At 70.5% G+C, this 20752-nt stretch carries 16 protein-coding genes; 11 read left to right on the top strand and 5 right to left on the bottom strand.

Annotated features, from left to right (window positions below):
- Positions 1-269: 269 nt before the first annotated feature.
- On the bottom strand, positions 270-737 hold the full coding sequence (locus AB0I98_RS38195) for a helix-turn-helix domain-containing protein (protein WP_362949931.1): 468 nt from the start codon (positions 735-737) through the stop codon (positions 270-272).
- A 103-nt stretch (positions 738-840) separates the two neighbouring features.
- Between AB0I98_RS38195 and AB0I98_RS38190 the strand changes: the two genes are divergently transcribed.
- The 7 genes from AB0I98_RS38190 (at position 841) to AB0I98_RS38160 (ending at position 8633) form a co-directional block, all read left to right on the top strand.
- Positions 841-1341, top strand: coding sequence for a PaaI family thioesterase (locus AB0I98_RS38190; protein WP_362949929.1), 501 nt, complete (start codon positions 841-843; stop codon positions 1339-1341).
- Between the two features lie 124 nt (positions 1342-1465).
- Positions 1466-2056, top strand: coding sequence for a TetR/AcrR family transcriptional regulator (locus AB0I98_RS38185; protein ID WP_362949927.1), 591 nt, complete (start codon positions 1466-1468; stop codon positions 2054-2056).
- A gap of 360 nt (positions 2057-2416) precedes the next feature.
- Positions 2417-3283, top strand: a complete 867-nt coding sequence (locus AB0I98_RS38180) for an alpha/beta hydrolase (RefSeq protein WP_362949926.1) — start codon at positions 2417-2419, stop codon at positions 3281-3283.
- Positions 3284-3443: 160 nt separating this feature from the next.
- Positions 3444-3917: a helix-turn-helix domain-containing protein gene (locus tag AB0I98_RS38175; protein ID WP_362949924.1), complete on the top strand. Its 474-nt coding sequence runs from the start codon at positions 3444-3446 to the stop codon at positions 3915-3917.
- 277 nt (positions 3918-4194) lie between these two features.
- Positions 4195-5040 (top strand): oxygenase MpaB family protein, encoded by an 846-nt coding sequence (locus AB0I98_RS38170; protein ID WP_362949922.1) that lies wholly within the window; start codon positions 4195-4197, stop codon positions 5038-5040.
- Positions 5041-5153: 113 nt separating this feature from the next.
- On the top strand, positions 5154-7013 hold the full coding sequence (locus tag AB0I98_RS38165) for a serine/threonine-protein kinase (RefSeq protein ID WP_362949920.1): 1860 nt from the start codon (positions 5154-5156) through the stop codon (positions 7011-7013).
- A gap of 54 nt (positions 7014-7067) precedes the next feature.
- Positions 7068-8633, top strand: a complete 1566-nt coding sequence (locus AB0I98_RS38160) for an NAD(P)/FAD-dependent oxidoreductase (protein ID WP_362949918.1) — start codon at positions 7068-7070, stop codon at positions 8631-8633.
- A 4-nt stretch (positions 8634-8637) separates the two neighbouring features.
- On the opposite strand, the gene AB0I98_RS38155 is transcribed toward AB0I98_RS38160, so the two are convergent.
- The gene (locus tag AB0I98_RS38155; protein WP_362949917.1) at positions 8638-9432 is read right to left on the bottom strand and encodes a glucose 1-dehydrogenase; all 795 of its coding nucleotides are present in this window, start codon (positions 9430-9432) and stop codon (positions 8638-8640) included.
- Between the two features lie 87 nt (positions 9433-9519).
- On the opposite strand from AB0I98_RS38155, the gene AB0I98_RS38150 reads away from it, so the two are divergent.
- On the top strand, positions 9520-10371 hold the full coding sequence (locus AB0I98_RS38150; protein ID WP_362949916.1) for a helix-turn-helix transcriptional regulator: 852 nt from the start codon (positions 9520-9522) through the stop codon (positions 10369-10371).
- A gap of 7 nt (positions 10372-10378) precedes the next feature.
- Here the strand turns inward: AB0I98_RS38150 and AB0I98_RS38145 are convergent, their stop codons facing one another.
- Complete coding sequence (locus AB0I98_RS38145) at positions 10379-12166, bottom strand: serine hydrolase (protein ID WP_362949914.1); 1788 nt, start codon at positions 12164-12166, stop codon at positions 10379-10381.
- A gap of 168 nt (positions 12167-12334) precedes the next feature.
- Here AB0I98_RS38145 and AB0I98_RS38140 point away from each other — a divergent pair, with 168 nt between their 5' ends.
- Positions 12335-13447: a nitronate monooxygenase family protein gene (locus AB0I98_RS38140; RefSeq protein ID WP_362949913.1), complete on the top strand. Its 1113-nt coding sequence runs from the start codon at positions 12335-12337 to the stop codon at positions 13445-13447.
- A complete protein-coding gene (locus tag AB0I98_RS38135; RefSeq protein WP_362949911.1) occupies positions 13444-14985 on the top strand; it encodes an acyl-CoA synthetase in 1542 nt (513 codons plus the stop codon). Before AB0I98_RS38140 ends, AB0I98_RS38135 begins: the two co-directional genes overlap by 4 nt.
- A 68-nt stretch (positions 14986-15053) precedes the next feature.
- Here the strand turns inward: AB0I98_RS38135 and AB0I98_RS38130 are convergent, their stop codons facing one another.
- Entirely contained in the window at positions 15054-17468 is a 2415-nt protein-coding gene (locus tag AB0I98_RS38130; protein ID WP_362949910.1) for a penicillin acylase family protein, read from the bottom strand.
- 95 nt (positions 17469-17563) lie between these two features.
- On the opposite strand from AB0I98_RS38130, the gene AB0I98_RS38125 reads away from it, so the two are divergent.
- Positions 17564-19069, top strand: coding sequence for an acyl-CoA synthetase (locus AB0I98_RS38125; RefSeq protein ID WP_362949908.1), 1506 nt, complete (start codon positions 17564-17566; stop codon positions 19067-19069).
- Positions 19070-19145: 76 nt separating this feature from the next.
- On the opposite strand, the gene AB0I98_RS38120 is transcribed toward AB0I98_RS38125, so the two are convergent.
- The gene (locus tag AB0I98_RS38120; RefSeq protein ID WP_362949907.1) at positions 19146-20633 is read right to left on the bottom strand and encodes a glycoside hydrolase family 76 protein; all 1488 of its coding nucleotides are present in this window, start codon (positions 20631-20633) and stop codon (positions 19146-19148) included.
- Positions 20634-20752: the final 119 nt, after the last annotated feature.

Below are 20752 nucleotides of genomic sequence, written 5' to 3'. Positions count from 1 at the left end.
ACCACGACGGCGGCTTCAGCTACGCGCGCGCACCGCCGCGCCCGACCGAGCTCGCCGACTTTCGGGTCGCCGTCCGGGCCGAGAAGCCGTCGAGGACGTACCCACCCGACACTCCGCCCTTCAGCGCTGCGGGCGGTCGGCGCCAAGCTCGCAGTCCAGCCGGCCAGCCTCCCCGTCGACTGAGGAGCAACGGCGGCGGAGTACACGGCACTCAGCTGATGTCTCACCGCCGTCTGGCCCGCGACCGCGAGGCCGATGGCTCACGACCTTCAGGACCGGAGGCGGGCGCCTGTTCCCAGCCGGGCGGTGACGTCACGGGGGGTGAGGGCGGAGTGTTCCGCGGAGCACTCGACGACGACGCGGACCGGGGCGTCGCACTCGGTGTGGCGGACGTCCAGGGGAGGAGCCTCGGGGCCGAGGGCGTATGCCTCGCCCCACTGGCTCAGCGCCATCAGGACGGGCCACAGGTCCCAGCCCTTGCGGGTCAGGCGGTATTCGTTGCGGGAGCGGCTGCCGGGCTCCTGGTAGGGGACGGTCTTGAGGATGCCGGCCGAGGTCAGCTTGCGGAGGCGGTTGCTGAGGACGGCTTCCGACAGGCCGATGTGGCGGTGGAAGTCGTCGAAGCGGCGGACGCCGTTGACGGCGTCACGCAGGATCAGCAGCGTCCATTTCTCCCCGATCACGTCGAGCGTGCGCTGGACGGGGCAGTTCTCCGTGCTCGCCTCAAGCCACTCCATGCCGCCATCGTACGAGCCTGACTTCGCCATTGACAGTCAGGTGAGCGAAAGTCTAGCTTCGCTTGGAAAAGTCAGCTGACAGTCAGAGGGAAGGGCGCCGGCCGTGGGGCGAACGCGTACGTACAACTGGGAAGATCCCGCGCTCTCGGCGGAGGCCGCCGGGCGCATGGCCGGCATCGACTTCCTGCGCGAGCTGCAGGCGGGGCGGCTCCCGGCACCGCCCATCAACTACACCGTCGACTTCGCCCTGGACGAGGTGGAGCCGGGCAGGGCGGTCTTCTCGCTGACACCGGGAGAGGAGCACTACAACCCGATCGGCAGTGTGCACGGCGGCATCTTCGCCACCCTGCTCGACTCGGCGGCGGGCTGCGCCGTCCAGTCCACCCTCCCGCAGGGCATGGCGTACACCTCGCTCGACCTGACGGTGAAGTTCCTGCGACGGATCACGGTGGACACGGGCCGGGTGCGCGCCATCGGCACGGTCGTCAGCAAGAGCCGCCAAACCGCTCTCGCCCAGGCTCAGTTGGTCGACGCGACGGACCGTCTCCTCGCCCACGCCACCAGCAGCTGCATGCTCTTCCCGGTGCCCGCCTCTCAGGGGTGACTCCGCAGAAAGGGCCCACGGTTCCTCGGTCCGTGGGCTTTTTTAGATTACGTTCGCAATACCATTGACTGGCGGAGTCGGTGAAGGGCAACCGGTCCTTCTGGCCAGCGAAGGAGCGTGTGCTGTGGTGCGGTACGGAAAAGAGCACAAGGCGGAGACGAGGCGGCGGATCATCGAGACGGCGGGCCGCCGGTTCAAGCGAGACGGTATCGACGGCTCCGGGGTCTCGACGCTCATGAAGGACGCGGGCCTGACCAATGGGGCCTTCTACGCTCACTTCGAATCCAAGGACGACCTCGTCACCACGGCGATCGCCGACCAGTTGAAGGCGCAGGCCGAGAGCGTCGTCGCGCAGGCCGCACCCGGCCGTGCCGGAATCGAGCAGATTGTGCGGGGGTACCTCTCGTCCCAGCACCGCGACAGCCTTGCCGACGGCTGCCCCAACGCCGCTCTGCTCGACGAGATCGGGCGCTGCACCGACATGACCAGGCAGGCGTACACCGACGGCGTGCTGGTCCTCATCGACGGCATTGCCGCCCGTATGGCGCCCGAGGACCCGTCCTCCGCACGTGTGAAGGCGCTCAGCCTCCTCGGCCTGATGGCCGGGACACTGCAGCTTGCCCGTGCCTTGACCGACAGCCGACTCGCCAATGAGCTCCTCGAGCAGGGGATAAACAACGTCCTCGTCTTGCTGGACGCCGGGCAGCGCGTCTGACGCGCCACAGTTCCAGCCCCAGGCTGCGGCTTTCGAGGGAGTAGCTCGACGCCGTCAGGTTCATCGCCGGACCCGAGCTCTTGATCATCGACGGGCTCAGCTGTGCCTCTCGCTGCCGAGGGGTCCTCTACAGCGGCTCCGGCCACGCCTTCCTCTTCCAGAGCGCCATTCGCCGTCGCGGCCTCACCGTCATCGTGTGGGCCGCATCTCTTGCGGAGCTCATTGAAGTATGGTCATAATTCAATTGTCGACGTGATGCTGAAGACTCCACCGAATCGGGTTCCGACCCCTACGGACCTTCTGCCGCCGACCGAACCGACTGCAGTCGCAGTCCGGAATCCCATGCAGAAGGGCACGGCCGTGAACGATGCGCAAGGAGTACGAGGCGACGCGGTGACGTCGTACAAGAAGGCACCCACCCGCACCCTTGACGCCGGGGGAGTGACCTTCGCCTACCGCGACCTCGGTCCCCGGACCGGCGTCCCGGTGGTCTTCCTCAACCACCTTGCCGCGGTCCTCGACAACTGGGATCCCAGGGTCGTCGACGGCATCGCCGCCCGGCGTCGCGTCATCACCTTCGACAACCGGGGCGTCGGCGCTTCCAGCGGCTCGACACCGAAGACCATCGAGGAGATGGCGAAGGATGCCGTCACCTTCATCCGGGGACTCGGGCTCGAGCAGGTCGACATTCACGGCTTCTCGATGGGCGGCATGATCGCCCAGGTGATCGCGCAGGACGAACCGCGGCTCGTCCGCAAGCTGATCCTCACGGGCACCGGCCCCGCGGGCGGCGAGGGCATCAAGAACGTGACCCGGCTGTCCCATCTCGACACGGTCCGGGGCCTGTTCACCCTCCAGGACCCCAAGCAGTTCCTCTTCTTCACCCGCACCGCGGGCGGGCGCCGAGCCGGGAAGCAGTTCCTGGCCCGTCTCAAGGAGCGCACCCACGACCGGGACAAGGCGATCTCCCTCACGTCGTACTTCGCCCAGCTCAAGGCCATTCACCGCTGGGGGCTCGCGCAGCCCCAGGACCTCTCCGTCATCCATCAGCCCGTACTCGTCGCCAACGGCGAGAGCGACAGGATGGTGCCGACGAAGAACTCCTTCGAACTCGCCCGGCGACTGCCGAACGCCGACGTGTTCGTCTATCCCGACGCCGGCCACGGAGGCATCTTCCAGTTCCATGAGCAGTTCGTCGCGGAAGCCGTCGACTTCCTCGAGCGGTAATGGGAACGGTCGTCGCGTCCGGGGGTGCGCAGTTCTTCGTCGGTGCGGGGCGAGTCCTCCGTCGGACGCTGGGCGACAGGCTGAGTATCTAAAAGTAAACTTGAACTCGGTTAGAATCGCTCCCATGGATGCGTGGGCCGAAGTTCTCCAAGACACAGGCATGGACCCCAGACTCGACCGGGACACGTCCAACTGCTCGATCGCGCGGACCCTTGAGATCGTGGGTGAGAAGTGGACGATCCTGATCCTGCGTGAGGTGTGGTACGGCTCGTCCCGGTTCGGTGACTTCGAACGCGTCCTCGGCTGTCCTCGCAACCTCCTCGCGACGCGGCTTCGGATGCTGGTGGAGGAAGGGATCCTGGCGACCGAGACATACAAGGAGCCCGGTTCGCGGAGTCGGCCGAAGTATGTGATCACCCCTAAGGGGATGGATCTGGTGCCCGCCGTGATGGGGCTGCTGCAGTGGGGTGACCGTTACCGCGCCGACCCGGAAGGGCCCGCGGTACTGGCGCGACACCGCGAGTGCGGCGCGCACGTCGACGTCCAGATTCGCTGCGATCGAGGCCACCCGGTGCAAGCGAAGGACATCGAGAGCGTCCCCGGCCCAGCCTTTCGTATGAGGTCGCCCGCGTGAGCTGCGATGAGCCGGCGCGAGTGCGGAGTCGGCGGCGAGGTCGTCGTACCGGCGGGCTCCAGGCGGTCGTGAGTGATGACGAGTTGCAGGGGGTCTGGGGGCCGCCGCTGCCGGTCGGCTGAGCCTGGAAGCGTCCGCGGTTGCTGTCTGTCCACGGTCGGGGGCCTTCGATGCGTTCTCGGTCGGCCCAAGTCCGTCTGCTCGACAAGGAAGCCGTATCAGTGCAGGTCACGAACGTTGGCTTGTGTCAACTACCGATCCTGGTCACACTGCGGGCATGACGGGCGATCCGGGTTTGTTCGGCCCAGGTTCCGTGACCTGGCAGATGCACGGCGACCCGATGATGTGGGTCGCCGGAGTCCGCGCGCTCTACTTCCAGGCACTGCACCCACGCGCGGTGCGCGGCGTCATGCAGAATTCCGACTTCCGCAACGACGCCTGGGGCCGGCTGCTGCGGACCGCCAACTTCGTCGGCACCATCAGCTACGGCACCACCGAGGCGGCCGAGCGGGCGGGCGCCCGGGTGCGGAAGATCCACAGCATGCTCGGCGCGACCGACCCGGACACCGGGGAGCGGTACGGCGTCGACGAACCCGAGCTGCTGCTGTGGGTGCACTGCGCCGAAATAGACTCCTACCTGCACGTCGGGCGCCGCTCCGGCTTCCGCCTCACCGACGATCAGGCGGACCGGTACATCAGCGAACAGCGGGTCAGCGCTCGCCTGGTGGGCCTCGCCCCGGACGCCGTACCCGCGAACCGGGCGGAGATGGAGGCCTACTTCGAGAAGGCGCGCCCCGAACTCGCCGCCGGACCCGAAGCACGCGCGGTGGACGACTTTCTCCTCCGCCCGCCGACGCACCCCCTGCTCGTACCGGCGCGGGAGGTGCTGTGGCGGCGTGTGGCACAACTGGCGTACGCCGCCCTGCCGCCGTACGCCCATGAGCTGTACGGCAGACCGGCCCCGCAACCCGCCGTCGTCACCCGGCAGTTGCGTGCCATGGGCACCCTGCTGCGCTGTGTTCCCGCACGTGTGCGCTGGCAGCTCCCGCCCAAACACATCCTCCGCGCGATGGCCCGCCTCGGCCCCGGCTCGCGCCCGGCACCGTACAAACTCGGACGATAGGTCGCCATACTGGACGGGCGACGAGGGGAGTGTCACGGAGGGGGCCGACGATCGTCGGCGGGGATCCGTGAGACAGAGGGCGGGGCGACCATCGACGGGGGCGACGGCACGAGATGGCGGAGACCAGGCTGATCCAGGGCCGGTACCGGCTGCTCGACCTGATCGGGCGCGGGGGCATGGGCGAGGTGTGGCGGGCGCGCGACGAGTCGCTCGGCCGGCTGGTGGCCGTGAAGTGCCTCAAGCCGCTGGGCCACTCCCACGACCAGTCCTTCACCCGCGTCCTGCGCGAACGGTTCCGCCGCGAGGCCCGGGTGGCCGCCGCGCTCCAGCACCGCGGCGTCACCGTCGTCCACGATTTCGGCGAACACGACGGCATCCTCTACCTCGTCATGGAACTCCTGGAGGGCCGCAACCTCAGTCAGCTCCTGGAGGACAACAAGCACCATCCGCTGCCCGTCCCGGACGTCGTCGAGATCGCCGACCAGGTCGCCGCGGCGCTCGCCTACACGCATCAACAGGGCATCGTGCACCGGGACCTGAAGCCCGCGAACATCGTGCGGCTCACCGACGGCACGGTGAAGATCTGCGACTTCGGCATCGCCCGGCTCGGCCACGACATCGGTTTCACCTCACGGCTGACCGGCACCGGCATCGCCATGGGCACCCCGCACTACATGTCGCCGGAGCAGATCAGCGGAACGGAGGTCGACCGGCGCAGCGATCTGTACTCGCTGGGCTGCGTGCTGTACGAGATCGCCACCGGGGCACCGCCGTTCGACCTCGACGACGCCTGGGCGATCCTCATCGGCCACCGGGACACCCCGCCGCAGCCGCCCCGCAGTCACCGCGCGGAGCTGCCCGAGTACTTCGAGAAGGTCATCCTGGACCTGCTGGCCAAACGGCCCGAGCAACGCCCGCACGACGCCCGCGAGTTGTGCCGCAGGATCGACGCGGGCCGCACCACACCGACGTATGTGCCGACGGTCGTGACGCCGCAGCCGGAACTCCGCCCGCCCGAGCCCGCGCCCCGCGAGACCCGGCTGCCGTCCTGGACCCGCGGCATGACCACCGGCCACAAGGCCACCGGCGCGGGCATCGTCACCACACCCCCGGACGCCGGAGCCGGCCTCACCGGGGAGTGGATCGCGCGCCCGGTCACCGGCCGGGTCGAGGAGCCGGCGCCGGACGAGCGGCCCGCCCCTTCCGCGCAGACCCTCCTCGCGCTGGCCGGCCGGCACAACGCGGGCCTGAGCCTCGGGCGGCTGGGGCGCTGGGCCGAGGCGGGCGAGGTGCACCGCGCGGTCGCCGCCGAACGCGAGCACCTCCTCGGCCCCGACCACCCCGACACCCTCGCCAGCCGCTACGAGGTCGCCTTCACCCTCAGCCGCACCGGCCGCGCCGCCGACGCCCTGCGCGAGTACAAGAACGTCGCTGCGGCCCGCACCCGGGTGCTCGGCGCCGACCACCCCGACTCGCTCGCCGTGCGCCAGGAAATGGCGTACGTCCTGGGCCAGTTGGGACGGCACTTCGACGCCCACCAGGTCTATACGTCGGTGCTCGCCGCCCGGGAGCGCACCATGGGCGCCGACCATCCCGACACCCTGCGCTGCCGCCACAACCTCGCCTTCAACCTCAGCCGCCTCGGGCGCCTGGAGGACTCGTACCGCATGGCCTGCGACGTGGCCGCCGTGCGCGCCCGGGTCCTCGGCCCGAACCACCCCGACACCCTGGTCACGCGCTACGAAGTCGCCTACGCGCTCGGCCAGTTGGGCCGCTGGCCGGAAGCCCTGCAGACCTACGTCGAGGTCGCCGAAGCCCGCGCCCAGGCCCTCGGCGCCGACCACCCCGACACCCTCGCCAGCCGCAACGACGAGGCCCACTGCCTGGAACAGCTCGGCCGGGGCGCCGAGGCGGTCGAGCTGTACCGCAGGGTCGCGGTGCTCCGGCAGCAGCGGGCGTCCGGCGGACCCTGACCCCGGCGCGGCACGCCTCTGGCCGACCTAGATCATCACGTGTTACGAAGAACCATGCCTGCACACGAGGGACGCACCTACGACGCCGTCATCGTCGGCGGTGGCCACAACGGCCTCGTCGCCGCCGCCTACCTGGCCCGCGCCGGACGCTCCGTGCTGGTGCTGGAGCGGCTGGACCACACCGGGGGCGCCGCCGTGTCCACCCGCCCGTTCGGGGGCGTCGACGCACGGCTGTCGCGCTATTCGTACCTGGTCAGCCTGTTGCCGAAGAAGATCGTGCGGGATCTGGGGCTGGACTTCCGGGTACGCGGGCGCACCATCTCGTCGTACACACCCGTGGAGCGCGAAGGCCGGCCCACGGGACTCCTCGTGGGCGGCGGCGAGCGGCGCACCCGGGAGGCCTTCGCCCGGCTCACCGGCGGCGATACCGAGTACCGGGCCTGGCAGCGGTTCTACGGCCTGACCGGCCGCGTCGCCGAGCGGGTCTTCCCGACCCTCGTCGAACCGCTGCCCACCCGCGACGAACTGCGCCGCCGCGTCGACGACGAGGAGGCCTGGCGCACCCTCTTCGAGGAGCCCCTCGGCGTCGCCATCGAGGACCGCTTCACCGACGACCTGGTCCGGGGCGTCGTCCTCACCGACGCCCTGATCGGGACCTTCGCCGACGCCCACGACCCCTCGCTGCGGCAGAACCGCTGCTTCCTCTACCACGTGATCGGCGGCGGCACGGGCGCCTGGGACGTACCCGTCGGCGGCATGGGCGCCCTCACCGACGCCCTGGCCGCCACGGCACGGCACGCGGGCGCCGTCATCGCCACCGGCCACGAGGTGGAACGGATCGCCACGGACGGCCGTACCGCCGAGATCACCTACCGGACGGCCGACGGCGAAGGTGTCGCAGCCGCCCGGCACGTCCTGGTGAACGCCTCGCCGCAAGCGCTCGCCACCCTCATGGGAGACGAGCAGCCCGCCCCCGCCGAGGGCGCCCAGCTCAAGGTGAACATGCTGCTGAAGAGGCTGCCGAAGCTGCGCGACAGCTCCGTCGACCCGCGAGAGGCGTTCTCCGGCACCTTCCACATCGCCGAGGGCTACGAGCAACTGGCCGCCGCGCATGACCAGGCCGCCGCCGGTGAGCTGCCCGCCGCCCCGCCCTCCGAGATCTACTGCCACTCCCTCACCGACCCGACGATCCTCGGGCCGGAACTCGTCGACCGCGGCTACCAGACGCTCACCCTGTTCGGCCTGCACACGCCCGCCCGGCTCTTCACACGGGACAACGACGCCGTACGCGACGAACTGCTGAAGTCGACCCTGGCCCAGCTGGACGCCCACCTGGCCGAACCGCTCGCCGACTGTCTGGCGACGGACGTGGAAGGGCGGCCCTGCATCGAGGCGAAGACCCCGCTCGACCTGGAGCGGGACCTGCGGCTGCCCGGCGGCAACATCTTCCACCGCGACCTCGCCTGGCCGTACGTTCAGGAGGGCACGGGCCGCTGGGGCGTGGAGACCCGGCACGCCAATGTGCTGCTGTGCGGGGCGGGCGCGGTGCGCGGGGGAGGGGTGAGCGGGGTGCCCGGGCACAACGCGGCGATGGCGGTGCTGGAGAGCCCGGTCGGCTGACCGGTCAGGATTGGCTGCCGCCGTCGACGCGCAGGACCGTGCCGGTGACGTAGGAGGCGCGGTCGCTCAGCAGCCAGGCCGCGGCCTGGGCGACCTCTTCCGGGTCGGCGGCACGGCCCAGGGGGGTGCGCTCGACGAGCTGGGCGAGGATGCCCGGGGAGCGCTCGTCCCACTCGTAGATCATCTCGGTGAGCGTGGTGCCGGGAGCGATCGCGTTGACGCGGATGCCCTCCGGGCCGTACGTCATGGCGGCCGACGCGGTGAGGCTGTTCACCGCCCGCTTGGCCGCGCCGTAGATGGGCAGCCAGGGGTTGCCCATGAGGCTGCCGACGCTGGAGTTGTTGACGATGGCCCCGCGTCCGGCGGTGGCGCGGATGGCGGCGATCTCGGCGGTCATCGACAGCCACGGTCCCTTGAAGTTGACCGCGCTGACCAGGTCGAAGTCATCTTCCGACAGCTGGTCCATCGGCCCGGGCTGCTGCCCGGTCGCGCCGTTGTTGAAGGCCACGTCGAGACGGCCGTACAACTCCACGGCCCGGTCGACGGCGGCCCGGACACTCGCCGCGTCGGCGAGGTCGCACAGGACGTAGTCCGCGGTGCCGCCAGCCGCACGGATCTCCTCCGTGACCGCCTTGAGCTGGGACTCGGTGCGGGCCGCGAGCAGGACCCGGGCGCCCTCGCGGGCGAACAGCCGGGCGGCTGCGGCGCCGATGCCGCGGCCCGCTCCGGTGACGAAGGCGACCTTGTCGGTGAGCAGGCCCGAGGTCGTGAGGGTGGTGCTGGTCTGTGTGTTGTCCATGGTGTCGAGCCTGCGCCCGGCTGCCGAGCGCATCCAGGCACCGGCGGTACCTGGCTGGGCTCCCGGTTCCCCCGCACACTGGAAAGCGTGGACCGACGACAACTGGCCGACTTCCTGCGCAGCCGGCGCGAGCGCATCACCCCCGCCGACGCGGGCCTGCCCGCCGGGACGCGCCGCCGGACCCCGGGGCTGCGCCGCGAGGAGGTGGCGCAGCTGGCGTACATCTCGACCGAGTACTACACACGGCTGGAGCAGGCACGCGGCCCGCACCCCTCCCGCGAGGTGCTGGCCCAGATCGCCCGCGCCCTGCGTCTGTCGGACGCCGAGCGCGACCACCTCCACCACCTCGCCGGAACCCCGCCCGCGCCACGCCGCGGTCCCTCGCGGGAGGTGCGGCAGAGCATCGTCGACCTGCTGCACCGGCTGCCGCAGGCCGCGGCGTTCGTGATCTCGGCGACGTACGAGGTCATCGCCTGGAACGACCTTGCGGCCGCCCTGATGGAGGACTTCTCCGCACTGTCCCGGCGCGACCGGAACCTGATCCGGCGTGCCTTCCTCAGCCCGAGCCGTGACGGACGGCCGTTGTACGGCATTTCGGACGCGGACGAGTTCGCCGCCTCCGCGGCCAACGATCTGCGTGCCGCCGCGGCCCGCTACCCCGACGACCCCGAAGTGACCGGGCTGGTCGAGGAACTCCTCGCCGGAAGCGAGGAGTTCGCCCGGCTGTGGGCCGAGCACTGCGTGATCGCCCCGCCCACGCTCCGCAAGACCTTCGACCACCCGTTGGTCGGGCCCGTCACCGTCAACTGCGATGTCCTGGACATCACCGACCTGGACCAGCGGGTCGTCATCTACACCGCCACGCCCGGCTCGCGGTCCGAGGAGGCGCTGCGGCTGCTGTCGGTCGTGGGCACGCAGCGCCTGGACGTGCCGGGCTGAGCCGGCGTCAGTCGGTGGACCTGGTCCAGCCCGTCGCCTCGATGCGGGCCGCGTCCGCCGGGCGTGCGTCGTCGAAGAGAACGTCCTGGGATGTCCGCACGCACAGCCCGTCGACGTACGCCCCACGGCCGACGTACAGCCGGTCGGTGGTGTAACGCCAGCGGAGGGAGAGCTGCCGCGCGGACGGGAGGCCGGCCGTGAGGCGGTGCCAGACGCGGCCCGACCAGCCGGTCACGGAACCCGCCGGGTGGTCCTGCGGCTCCTCGGCGTGGCGCGTCGTGGTGAAGGGGAGGGGCTGCCAGGTGGCTCCGCCGTCGGTCGTGGATTCCAGGACGAGGACGTCCGAACGGGGTTCGGTGTCCCACCACAGGGCGCAGCCGAGTCGTGCGGCACCTGCCGTGGTGTCGAGGGCGGGCAGTGCGAGTGTCGCGGCCGTGTTGTTCGCCATGCCCGAGAACCAGGCCGTACGGCCGCGCACCGGACGGACCGGCACGGCGCGTGCCAGGTTGTTCGCGGCGGCGACCCGGGGTGCGGAGCCGGAGCGCCAACTGCGCACGGGATGCACGGAGTTGCCGAGGACGACGAGGAAGGAGTCGGTCGTCGGGTCGAGGACCAGCGAGGTGCCGGTGAAGCCGGTGTGGCCCGCGGTGCGTGGAGTGGCCATCGCGCCCATGTACCAGTGCTGGTAGAGCTCGAAGCCGAGACCGTGCTCGTCGCCCGGGAAGGCGGTGTTGAAGTCGGTGAACATCAGCTCCACCGACTCCGGTTCGAGGATGCGGGCCCGGCCGTAGGCGCCGCCGTTGAGCAGCGTCCGGCCGAGGACCGCGAGATCCCAGGCGTTGGAGAACACCCCGGCGTGGCCGGCGACTCCGCCGAGGCTGAAGGCGTTCTCGTCGTGCACCTCGCCCCACACCAGGCCTCGCTCCAGCCCCGACCAGGGCTTGCGTGCGTCCTCCGTGGCCGCGATCTTCGGCTTCCAGGAGGCGGGCGGGTTGTAGCGGGTGCGGTGCATGCCGAGCGGGGCGGTGATCTCCTCGCGGAGCAGGGTGTCGAGGGTGCGGCCGGTGACGTGCTCCAGGACCAGCTGGAGCGAGATCAGGTTGAGGTCCGAGTAGAGGTAGGTGCTGCCCGGCGGGTTGAGGGGCGCCTCGTTCCAGATGAGCTGGAGCTTCTCCTCGTACGTCGGTGCGCTGTAGAGCGGGATCCAGGGACGGAACCCCGAGGTGTGGGTGAGGAGTTGGCGGAGGGTGATGTCCTGCTTGCCGGCGGCGCCGAACTCCGGGAGGTACGAGGCGACCTTCGCCTCCAGCTCCAGGGCGCCCCGTTCGATCTGCTGCACGGCGAGGATCGAGGTGAACAGCTTGGAGACGGAGGCCAGGTCGAAGACGGTGTCCTCGGCCATGGCGAGCTGCTGCCCTGGCGGGAACTCGACGCCGGTGTCCGTCTTCTCGTCGTACGCCGAGTAGCGCACGGCCATGCCGATCGGCTCGTGCAGAGCCACCGTGCCGCCACGCCCGGCGAGCAGCACGGCGCCCGCGTACCAGGGGTACTTGGGGGAGGGGCCGAGGAAGGTCTCCGCGTCGGTGACGAGTTGACGCAGAGGGGCGGGGAGCAGACCGGCGCGTTCGGGGGAGCCGTGCCGCAGAGTGGGACCGCGGCCATGGGGTACGGCGGCTTCGGCGGGGCCGGCGGGAAACGGGGCGATGGCCAGCGCCCCGCCCACGGCGAGTGTCCGCCGGGCCAGTTGACGGCGGGTCAGTCCGCCTGGTCTGCCCGGCACTGCCTCTTCGGTCATCGACCAACCTCCCGCTGAGCCACCTGAAAGTATCTTTCCGGATTGCCCTTGCGCAGTGAAACTTTTGTGTCAGGCGTGTCGGGTGTCAACGGGGCGTCGGCCAGAAAAGATCTGACGGAACGTCAGAAAGGGCTTCCGTCGTCCGGAGGACTGCGGCATCCTGCGCCCATGCAGACGGAGCTGAGCAAGAAACTGGGAGTCGAGCACGCCATTTTCGGCTTCACGCCGTTCCCCGCCGTCGCCGCGGCCATCAGCCGGGCCGGCGGTTTCGGAGTGCTCGGCGCGGTCCGCTATACGGCCCCCGACGACCTCAAACGCGACCTCGACTGGATCGAGGCACACGTCGACGGCATGCCGTACGGCCTTGACGTCGTCATGCCCGCCAAGAAGGTCGAGGGCGTCACCGAGGCCGACGTCGAGGCGATGATCCCGGACACGCACCGGCAGTTCGTGCGGGACACCCTCGCCAAGTACGGGGTGCCCGAGCTGGCCGAGGGCGAGGCGTCCGGCTGGCGCATCACCGGATGGATGGAACAGGTCGCCCGCACGCAGCTCGATGTCGCCTTCGACTATCCGATCAAGCTGCTCGCCAACGCCCTCGGTTCCCCGCCCGCCGACGTGGTGGCCCGCGCCCACGACCGGGACGTCCTCGTCGCCGCGCTCGCGGGCAGCGCTCGCCACGCCAGAAAGCACCAGGAGGGGGGCATCGACATCGTCGTGGCGCAGGGCTACGAGGCGGGCGGCCACACCGGCGAGATCGCCTCCATGGTCCTCACACCCGAGGTCGTGGAGGCCGTCGACCCGCTGCCGGTGCTGGCCGCGGGCGGCATCGGCAGCGGACAGCAGGTGGCGGCCGCTCTGGCGCTCGGGGCGCAGGGTGTGTGGCTGGGCTCCATATGGCTGACCACCACAGAGGCCGACATGCACTCGGCCGCCCTCACCCGCAAACTGCTCGCCGCCGGTTCCGGTGACACCGTCCGCTCCCGCGCCCTGACCGGGAAACCCGCGCGCCAGTTGCGCACCGACTGGACCGACGCCTGGGACGACCCGGACGGGCCCGGCACCCTGCCCATGCCATTGCAGGGTCTGCTCGTCGCGGACGCCGTCTCACGCATCCAGAAGCACGAGGTCGAACCGCTGCTGGGCACGCCCGTCGGGCAGATCGTCGGCCGGATGACCAGCGAACGCAGCGTCCAGGCCGTCTTCGACGACCTCACCCGAGGCTTCGAGCAGGCCGTCGACCGCATCAACCGCATCGCCGGAAGGAGCGGACAGTCGTGACCACCGGATTCTGGGCCCAGGCCGCCGAAGACCCCAGCCGTACGGTGCTCATAGCGCCGGACGGCGAGCCCTGGACCGCGGGCCGCCTCCACGCCGCAGCCAACCAACTCGTGCACGGTCTGCGCGCGGCCGGACTCGAACGCGGCGACGCCTTCGCGGTCGTCCTGCCCAACGGTCCCGAGTTCTTCACCGCGTATCTGGCCGCCACCCAGGCCGGGTTCTACCTCGTCCCCATCAACCACCACTTCGTCGGCCCCGAGATCGCCTGGATCGTCGCCGACTCCGGCGCCAAGGTGCTCCTCGCCCACGAACGGTTCGCAGGACCCGCGCGTCAGGCCGCCGACGAGGCGGGCCTGCCGCCCTCCCACCGGTACGCCGTCGGCACGGTCGAGAGCTTCCGGCTGTACGCCGAACTCCTCGACGGACAACCGGAGTCGGCGCCCGCCGACCGCACCCTCGGCTGGGTCATGAACTACACCTCGGGCACCACCGGCCGCCCCCGCGGCATCCGCCGCCCCCTGCCCGGCAAGCTCCCGGAAGAGTCCTACCTCGGCGGCTTCCTCGGCATCTTCGGCATCCAGCCGTTCGACGACAACGTGCACCTCGTCTGCTCGCCGCTCTACCACACCGCCGTACTCCAATTCGCGGGCGCGTCCCTGCACATCGGCCACCGTCTCGTCCTGATGGACAAGTGGACGCCCGAGGAGATGCTCCGCCTGATCGACGCCTACCGGTGCACGCACACCCATATGGTCCCGACACAGTTCCACCGGCTGCTCGCATTGCCGGACCACACAAAGCGGTCGTACGACGTGTCGTCCATGCGGCACGCCATCCACGGCGCCGCCCCCTGCCCCGACCACGTCAAGCGGGCCATGATCGACTGGTGGGGCGACTGCGTCGAGGAGTACTACGCCGCCAGCGAGGGGGGCGGCGCCTTCGCGACCGCCGAGGACTGGCTCAAGAAGCCCGGCACGGTCGGCAAGGCCTGGCCCATCAGCGAACTCGCGATCTTCGACGACGACGGCACCCGGCTGCCGCCCGGCGAACTCGGCACCGTCTACATGAAGATGACCACGGGCGGCTTCGCCTACCACAAGGACGAGAGCAAGACCCGCAGGAACCGCATCGGCGACTTCTTCACCGTCGGAGACCTCGGCCTCCTCGACGAGGACGGCTATCTCTTCCTCCGCGACCGCAAGATCGACATGATCATCTCGGGCGGGGTCAACATCTACCCCGCCGAGATCGAGTCCGCCCTGCTCGCCCACCCCGCCGTCGCCGACGCCGCCGCCTTCGGCATCCCGCACGACGACTGGGGCGAGGAGGTCAAGGCCGTCGTCGAACCGGCCCCCGGCCATGAACCCGGCCCCGACCTCGCCGCCGCGATCCTCGAACACTGCGCCGAGCACCTCGCGGGCTACAAGCGGCCCAAGAGCGTCGACTTCATCGCGGAGATGCCGCGCGATCCTAACGGGAAGCTGTACAAGCGGAGGTTGCGGGATCCGTACTGGGAGGGACGTACGCGGCCGGTGTGAGCGGCCACTACGTACCGGCGTGACGTGAGGTGTGGGCCCGCCCCATGTGGGACGGACCCACATCGCCGTCACCGGTGTTCGGTCACCCGCATCACCCGCAGGGCGGGCGAGGACGCGATGTCCTTCTCGCAGAACCGCGCCGTCACCCACTTCTCACCCGAGAACAACCGGGTCTGGTCGCTGAAGTGGGGCGAATTCGGGTTCGAGGACTGGGAGTACGTCAGGAGCGTGCGCGCCACCGGACAGCGGCTGCCGTCCCAGCCCACGGCCTGGACGTGGCTGGAGCCGAACGCCACGTCACGGTAGCCGCCCTTCGCCGTGTCCCAGACAGGCTCGATCTTGTTCCACACCCCCAGGGACTCGGTGCCACCACCCACGGGCAGGCGCTGCCCTTTCCGTACGACGTACTGGTGGTCCCCGAGCCGCGCGTCCAGCGGGATGCCCGCCGCGCGCAGCTCCGCCACCGCGTCGGCGAGAGCGGTGGTGAAGCCCGGTGCGTCGGCGTTGAGCGTGTTGGGCGTGCCGACCGGGTCGGCCGGTGAGAACGGGACCTTCCAGAGCTGCGCGGACGGCACGGCGGCACGCAGCTTGCGCCAGAACCGGTCGAAGAGCAGCGCACCCCGGCTGTCGCTGTTCATCGTGCGGTCCCAGGACTTCAGCACACCGCAGGCCCGGCTCACGTCAACCGCCGTGCCGCCGCTGCTCGTTGCGAGTCCGCCAGGAAGCGCCGCGCACGCCCGTGCCGCGTCGGCCGCGGCCAGCTCACCCGCGGTCGAGCGGTTCGCGAACTGCTGCCGTTGGAGATCCCGGACGGTGAGCCCGCCCTTCGCCGCCAGGCCCGCGACATCGGCGACGGCACCACGGGTCCGCACGGAGGCGGCCGTACGGACGGGGCCGAAGACCCGCTCATAGTCGGTGACCTGCTGGTCGAGGTTGGTCAGCCAGGCGCTGTCATTGGAGTTCTCCACATACGGCGCGTCCTTCAGCGTCGGCATCCGCGCGGGCCCGAAGACGCCGGGCTGCACGGCGTCGGGGTCGTCGCCCAGCGCGCAGTCGGCCCGCGACCCGTCGAGCACCGCGAGCCCCACCGCCGGATAGATGACCTTGCCGAGCGCCGTCGAACAACGCGCCGCCAAGTCGTCCGTGATGCGGGGGAGGACCTGCGACTGGGTGAACAGGGAGTGTCCGGAGGAGTCGGCGGCAATGGTGTTCACCCAGGGGAGGCCCTGGCTACGAGCGAGGGACTCGACGACGCCGCCCGTGTCCCGCGCCTTGCCGAAGCCGAGCGAGGTGTCGAAGAAGCGCATGTTCAGGGCGTTCGGGTCGTTCAGCGCGTACGCCGTCGTCGTGGTCCAGGGCAGTGGGAGGTCGCCGCCGGGGGACACGACGACGGGGCCGTACCGGGTCCACCACTGGGTGCGGGTCACCGGGGCGCCGCTCCGCACCGGGACGGTCACGGTCCGCCGGGTCATCCGCTCCGGCCTGCCGTCCACCAGATAGGTCGTGGGGTCGGCCGGATCCAGCTTCAGCTGATGCAGGTTCAGCGGAATGCCGGTCGACACGGTGTGGCTCCACGCCACATGGGCGTTGTAGCCGACGGAGATCGTCGGCGAGCCGAGCAACGCGCCCCCGGCGACGTTCAGTTCACCCGGGATCGTCTGCTGCGCCTGCCAGAACCGGCGACCGCCCTGCCACGGGTAGTGCGGGTTGCCCAGCAGCAGACCGCGCCCATTGGCCGTCGTACTGCCGTTGAACGCGACGGCGTTCGAGCCCATGTCGGTGATCCCGAACAGCTCCCGCGCACCCTCGGCGGCCGTCCGGGCGTCCGGGACGCGGGCCTCGGCACCGGCGGCGGCACCGGTCGGCGGCCCCGCGGCCGTGATCGCGTCGACGAATCCACCCTGACCGCCGAGAACGGACAGTGCGTACGCGCGCGTGGCGACATCGAGTGTGGTGACGGGACGCACCCAGGCGGCGCCCGCGCACGCGGGGTCCGTGATCCGCCGCTGCTTCAGCCATGCGTTGTATCCGGCCGCCCATCCCTTCATCAGGTCCCGCACCGCACGGCTCGGGCCCTGCGGTGCGGGCTGCGCGAGCAGCCGCTCGACCGTGCGTGTCTCCCGCACGCCACGGAAGTACAGATCGCTGGAGAGGTTGTCGGAGGCGTCGGAGAGCGAGAAGTCGGTGGCCGCGTCGGGCCCGAAGAAGCGGGAGCGGTCGCCGCGCAGCGTGACGAAACCGTCGGCGAGCACGCACACCTGATCGGCGGCCTGCGCCCAGCCGGTGCCGAAGCCGAGGTTCGCGTAGTCCTGCGCGACGATGTGCGGAATGCCGTACTCGGTGTAGCGCATCACGGCGGACAGACCGCCGTGCGAGGGATGCTGCTGTGGGCTCTGCCGGTCTGCCGCGGCTGCCGGCAGGGCGGCGGTCGCGGTGAGCAGAGCGACGGCCGCGACGAGGAGCCGTCTGAAGCGGGTGCGCATCGTGCCTCCCAACGTCATTGAGGGAAGGAGCGGTTGAGCGTACCGACGGGTGTGTGCCTTGACCTCCGTCAGCGGCACAACCAGGATCACGTGTCATGACGCCTGGACACGGCAGTACGGTTGACGGGATCCTGCGGCGCAGCGCCCGGCGCACTCCGGCGCGCGTCGCGGTCGAGTACGGCGACCGCGCCTGGACGTACGAGGAACTCGACGGGGCTGTCTCACGGGCCGCGAGCGTCCTGCGCGGCCAGGGACTCGCCCCCGGCGACCGGGTCGGCGCCTACGGCCACAACTCCGACGCCTACCTCATCGGCTTCCTGGCCTGCGCCCGGGCGGGCCTGGTGCACGTACCGGTCAACCAGAACCTGACCGGCGACGACCTCGCGTACATCGTCGGCCAGTCCGGCAGCGCGCTGGTGCTCGCCGACCCCGACCTGTCGGACCGGCTCCCCGATGGGGTCCGTACGGTGCCCCTGCGCGACGCCGACGACTCGCTGCTCGCGCGGCTGGCACAGGCTCCCGCGTACGACGGCCCGGAGCCGCGCTCCGAGGACCTGGTGCAGCTGCTCTACACCTCCGGCACCACGGCCCTGCCCAAGGGCGCGATGATGACGCACCGGGCGCTGGTGCACGAGTACCTCAGCGCGATCACAGCCCTCGACCTCAGCGCCGGCGACCGTCCCGTGCACTCGCTGCCGCTGTATCACTCGGCACAGATGCACGTGTTCCTGCTGCCGTACCTCGCGGCCGGCGCGACGAACATCATCCTCGACGCGCCCGACGGCGACCGGCTGTTCGACCTGATCGAAGCGGGCCGCGTGGACAGCCTGTTCGCGCCGCCCACCGTGTGGATCGGCCTCGCCAACCGCCCGGACTTCGACCGACGTGACCTCGGCGGGCTGCGGAAGGCGTACTACGGGGCGTCGATCATGCCGGTGCCCGTGCTGGAACGGCTGCGTGAGCGGCTGCCGAAGCTGGCGTTCTACAACTGCTTCGGCCAGAGCGAGATCGGCCCCCTGGCCACCGTCCTCGGACCCCACGAGCACAAGGGCCGGATGGACTCCTGCGGCCGCCCCGTGCTGTTCGTCGACGCCCGCGTGGTCGACGAGGACGGCAAGGACGTCCCCGACGGAACACCCGGCGAAATCGTCTACCGCTCCCCGCAGTTGTGCGAGGGCTACTGGGACAAGCCCGAGGAGGCCGCCGACGCCTTCCGCGACGGCTGGTTCCACTCCGGCGACCTCGCCGTGCGGGACGCCCACGGCTACTTCACCATCGTCGACCGGGTGAAGGACGTCATCAACTCCGGCGGCGTGCTGGTCGCTTCACGGCAGGTCGAGGACGCGCTCTACACCCACGAGGCGGTCGCCGAGGTGGCGGTGATCGGCCTGCCCGACGACCGCTGGATCGAGGCCGTCACTGCCGTCGTCGTCCGCCGCGGTGAGACCACGGAGGAGGACCTGATCGCACACGCCCGCGACAAGCTCCCCCACTTCAAGGTCCCCAAGCGGGTCCTGTTCGTGGACGAGCTGCCGCGCAACGCGAGCGGGAAGATCCTGAAGCGGGAGCTGAGGGACCGGTTCGGCGGAACCGGAGTCTGACTCTGGCAGAACGCTGTCCGCGCAGGGGCCGGACCCTGCGCGGACAACGTTGTCGGGCATCAGCTGAACGTCCGCATCACGGCGCCGCGTTGAGCAGGTCGAGGGCGCTCTGCTGCCGCGCCGCGTCCAGCTTGTCGACCGGGCCGTACCAGCGCAGCCCGTACTGGTCGAGGGCGTTGCGGTCGCTCGCGTAGGCGCGGTCCGCCTGGCGTTGCAGATAGGCCGTGTAGGGACGGTCCGGCAGCGCCGCGTTGAGCTTGCCCAGACCGCGCACGTGCGCGCCCTTGAACGACGGCCCGTCTCCGCCGCAGTCGCCCCCCTCGCACGGGTCGCGGAGGATTCCGTCGGCGGTGTGGAGCGAGGAGGCCGTGGTCGCGGCGTTGGCGATCTGCCGTGCCCGGGTGAGCAGTGCGCCGTCGCCCGTCGCCCGGTGCAACTCGGTGAGGGCGCCCAGCAGGACGCCCTGGTTGTACGACCAGACCGGCTGGCCGTTGTTGCGGCAGGTGGACAGGTCGATGCCGTCGTTCACCAGGTTCGAGCCGTTGACCATGCCGGTGCCCTGGAACCAGGACCAGCCTGCGCGGGCCCGGTTCAGATACGTCGTGTCGCCCGGGATGCGGTTGTGCAGGGCGGCGCTGAGCTGGATGTAGAGGGAGTTGGCGATGGCGTTCTTGTACGTCCTCGCCGTGCTCCACCACACCCCGCCACCGCAGGTGCCGTCCCAGTACGCCGCCATGTGATCGGCGTCGGCGCGGGCGGTGTTCAGGTAGCGGCTGTCGCCGGTCAGGTCGTACGCGGCGATCCAGGCGAGCCCCCACCAGCCGGTGTCGTCGATGTACTCGTTGCGGAACTGGCCGCCTTGGGCGTTGAGGTTGAGGTCGTACGTGCGGGAGATCGCGTACGAGTAACTGCGCATGCCCGACACGCGGATGTTGTCGATCACGGCGTTCAGCGCGTTGGCCGAGTTCCACCAGCCGGTGGTGTCGAACAGGCCGGTCGAGTAGTTGTAGAACGTCATCAGGCCGGTGGCCGCCGCGGTACGCCGATTGCCGGCGTTCCATGTGGTGCGGGCCCATGGGGTGCAGGCGATCTCGGCGCGGTCCCCGGCCTTGCCGCAGGCACGCAGGGCGCCGACGCCATGGTTGTTCCAGTCGTCCACGTTGTACATGAGCGTGCGCCAGCCGCGCTGTCCCGCGGGGACGGCGGTGTTGCCGAGCCTGCTTCCGGAGCTCCAGGTGCGGCCGCCGTCGAAGGAGCGGTCCAGCCACACCTCGTCGCCGGGGTTGCCGTTGCCGATGGACGCCCAGCCCATCGCGTCGGCGTCGTCGAAGTGGAGGGCGATCGACCGCCCGTGGATGCTCGCCGTGACCGGGGTCCGGTCGCCGGGGGAGAGGGCGGGGTCGCGGGCGTCGCAGTACTTGTTGCAGATGGTCGCGGTGACGGCGGGGTCGGCGGCGGACGCTGATTGCGGGGCGAGCGCCGCGAGTAGGGTCAGGGCGAGTGCCGCGGCCGGGCGTCTGAGGGTGCGGGGTCTCGGTGTCCGGAGTCTTCGTACGGGAGTCATGGGGTCTCCCTGCAAGGAAGCGGTGGTGGATGTGAGAGCGCTCTCAGAAGCTAGTGACGGGCAGACGGAGCGTCAACGGTGTTGGCGCGTACGAGAGTTGTAGGCAGAGCGCGGGGTTC

This window comes from Streptomyces sp. NPDC050211 (assembly GCF_040656035.1).
Classification (GTDB): domain Bacteria; phylum Actinomycetota; class Actinomycetes; order Streptomycetales; family Streptomycetaceae; genus Streptomyces.
This window is presented reverse-complemented; position numbering and strand designations above follow the sequence as displayed.

Coding starts and splice junctions, on each gene's coding strand:
- AB0I98_RS38195 (WP_362949931.1), bottom strand. CDS start 737: ATGGAGTGGCTTGAGGCGAGCACGGAGAACTGCCCCGTCCAGCGCACG.
- AB0I98_RS38130 (WP_362949910.1), bottom strand. CDS start 17,468: ATGCGCACCCGCTTCAGACGGCTCCTCGTCGCGGCCGTCGCTCTGCTC.
- AB0I98_RS38145 (WP_362949914.1), bottom strand. CDS start 12,166: ATGACCGAAGAGGCAGTGCCGGGCAGACCAGGCGGACTGACCCGCCGT.
- AB0I98_RS38175 (WP_362949924.1), top strand. CDS start 3,444: ATGGACCCCAGACTCGACCGGGACACGTCCAACTGCTCGATCGCGCGG.
- AB0I98_RS38165 (WP_362949920.1), top strand. CDS start 5,154: ATGGCGGAGACCAGGCTGATCCAGGGCCGGTACCGGCTGCTCGACCTG.
- AB0I98_RS38160 (WP_362949918.1), top strand. CDS start 7,068: ATGCCTGCACACGAGGGACGCACCTACGACGCCGTCATCGTCGGCGGT.
- AB0I98_RS38170 (WP_362949922.1), top strand. CDS start 4,195: ATGACGGGCGATCCGGGTTTGTTCGGCCCAGGTTCCGTGACCTGGCAG.
- AB0I98_RS38125 (WP_362949908.1), top strand. CDS start 17,564: ATGACGCCTGGACACGGCAGTACGGTTGACGGGATCCTGCGGCGCAGC.
- AB0I98_RS38120 (WP_362949907.1), bottom strand. CDS start 20,633: ATGACTCCCGTACGAAGACTCCGGACACCGAGACCCCGCACCCTCAGA.
- AB0I98_RS38155 (WP_362949917.1), bottom strand. CDS start 9,432: ATGGACAACACACAGACCAGCACCACCCTCACGACCTCGGGCCTGCTC.
- AB0I98_RS38140 (WP_362949913.1), top strand. CDS start 12,335: ATGCAGACGGAGCTGAGCAAGAAACTGGGAGTCGAGCACGCCATTTTC.